This is a genomic window from Paenisporosarcina sp. P4_E4_2, from assembly GCF_056401595.1.
The window spans coordinates 1-1,385 of the sequence record NZ_JBFUJC010000524.1 but is presented as its reverse complement, the minus strand read 5'-3'; the positions used below and the strand labels follow the sequence as shown (position 1 = coordinate 1,385).

The 1,385-nt window shown below is 36.9% G+C and carries 3 protein-coding genes; 1 reads left to right on the top strand and 2 read right to left on the bottom strand.

Annotation, left to right across the window (positions count from 1 at the left end):
• A partial coding sequence (locus AC1DSB_RS19365; RefSeq protein WP_477587425.1) for a VOC family protein occupies positions 1–205 on the bottom strand: 205 nt, incomplete at its 3' end.
• Positions 206–331: 126 nt separating this feature from the next.
• On the opposite strand from AC1DSB_RS19365, the gene prli42 reads away from it, so the two are divergent.
• Positions 332–427 (top strand): stressosome-associated protein Prli42, encoded by a 96-nt coding sequence (gene prli42 / locus AC1DSB_RS19360; RefSeq protein WP_477587424.1) that lies wholly within the window; start codon positions 332–334, stop codon positions 425–427.
• A 25-nt stretch (positions 428–452) separates the two neighbouring features.
• On the opposite strand, the gene AC1DSB_RS19355 is transcribed toward prli42, so the two are convergent.
• On the bottom strand, positions 453–1,385 hold a 933-nt coding region (locus AC1DSB_RS19355), incomplete at its 5' end, for an aromatic acid exporter family protein (RefSeq protein WP_477587423.1).

The following is a 1,385-nucleotide window of genomic DNA, read 5'->3' as shown; positions in this document are numbered from 1 at the left end:
CAATGAAAGAGTGAATGGCACTTTGTTCAGACATTGGCTCCAGTAACTCAAGTTTGACGTTACCTGCATCAATGAATGCCACACGTACTGATTCAGAAGCTACTTCTTCGATTTTCAAAACTGTTAAACCTAATGTTTCTGTATAATAAGGGATTGTTTCATCTAGACTTTTAACGGCGATGCCGATATGATCGACCTTTTTCAAAATAGCCACACCCTTCTGTTTTCTCCATCCTCTATTGTACCGATTTCTTTTTGAAAACTCTACCTCTTGAGAATTTTTTCAGTTTCTACTAAACTTAAGAATAGCTAGTTAAAGGAGTTGTCTCGCATGCGTAATGCTAATTTCCGCAAGTTTGTCATCTATTTAATGATCATCATGATGGCTTTATCAAGTATCTTGTTTGGATTAAGCTTGTTCYTTTAAAAAAACAGCTTCGAAGGGAATCTTATTACTCCTTCGAAGCTGTCTTTTTTTTCATATTAAATCCAACAAAGCTACGTTTGATACGTAAATACTGTTCCATCTCTTCGATGAATTGATAAAGTGCCGCCATCGCCAGAAAGTTTTCATGATCTTTCGGAAGAGGCATCTTAGCAAAGTCTTCTTTAACCTCATCTAGCTTCGATATAAACTTATGAGCCGTATTTCCGGAATGTACGTGATTCGCCAATTCTTCCATAAAGTCAGCGACAATGTAACAATGAGAAATATTAACTGGCAACGCAGTTATTTTCGGTAAAACTCTCTCAATAATTTCGAACTGTTGTTCGCGCATATCGAAATATAGGTAATGCAGATTTTGTCTGCGGTTTAAATGGTTTTCGACATCCTGATAAGCAAGAGCTTTTCCTTTTTCAATCACTTCAGAGGCTTCAACAAGTTCTTTTCCATCCCAATCCGATTCTCCGTTTCGTAAATACGAAGTAATTTCATGAAAAATCTTCGAATACAAGGACTCGAGATCCAAACGATATTTTTTTAAATCCTTCTCGATTGAAGGCATATATAAGTTAACTAACAATGCCACACCAAATCCGACAATCATCAATTGAACTTCATTCCACAACAGTGACCATGACATATCTTTAGCATCAAATAAATGCAGGAGGATGACAACGCTAGAAACAAAGCCATCCTGAAATCTTAAGGATACAAGCGTTGGAATAAATAATATTAAAATAAGGCCGAAAACTAGTGGATGATACGCGATTCCTTCAAAAAATACGAAAGCGAACCCCACCCCGATGATGCTGGCAATGATACGTGAATAAACTGCACGTAGTGACTTCCGTTTAGTGGGTTGAATGCACAAAACGGTCAAAATGAAGGCGGAACTATAATAATCCAAATTCAAAAACATGGCAATAAGCATGGCTATACT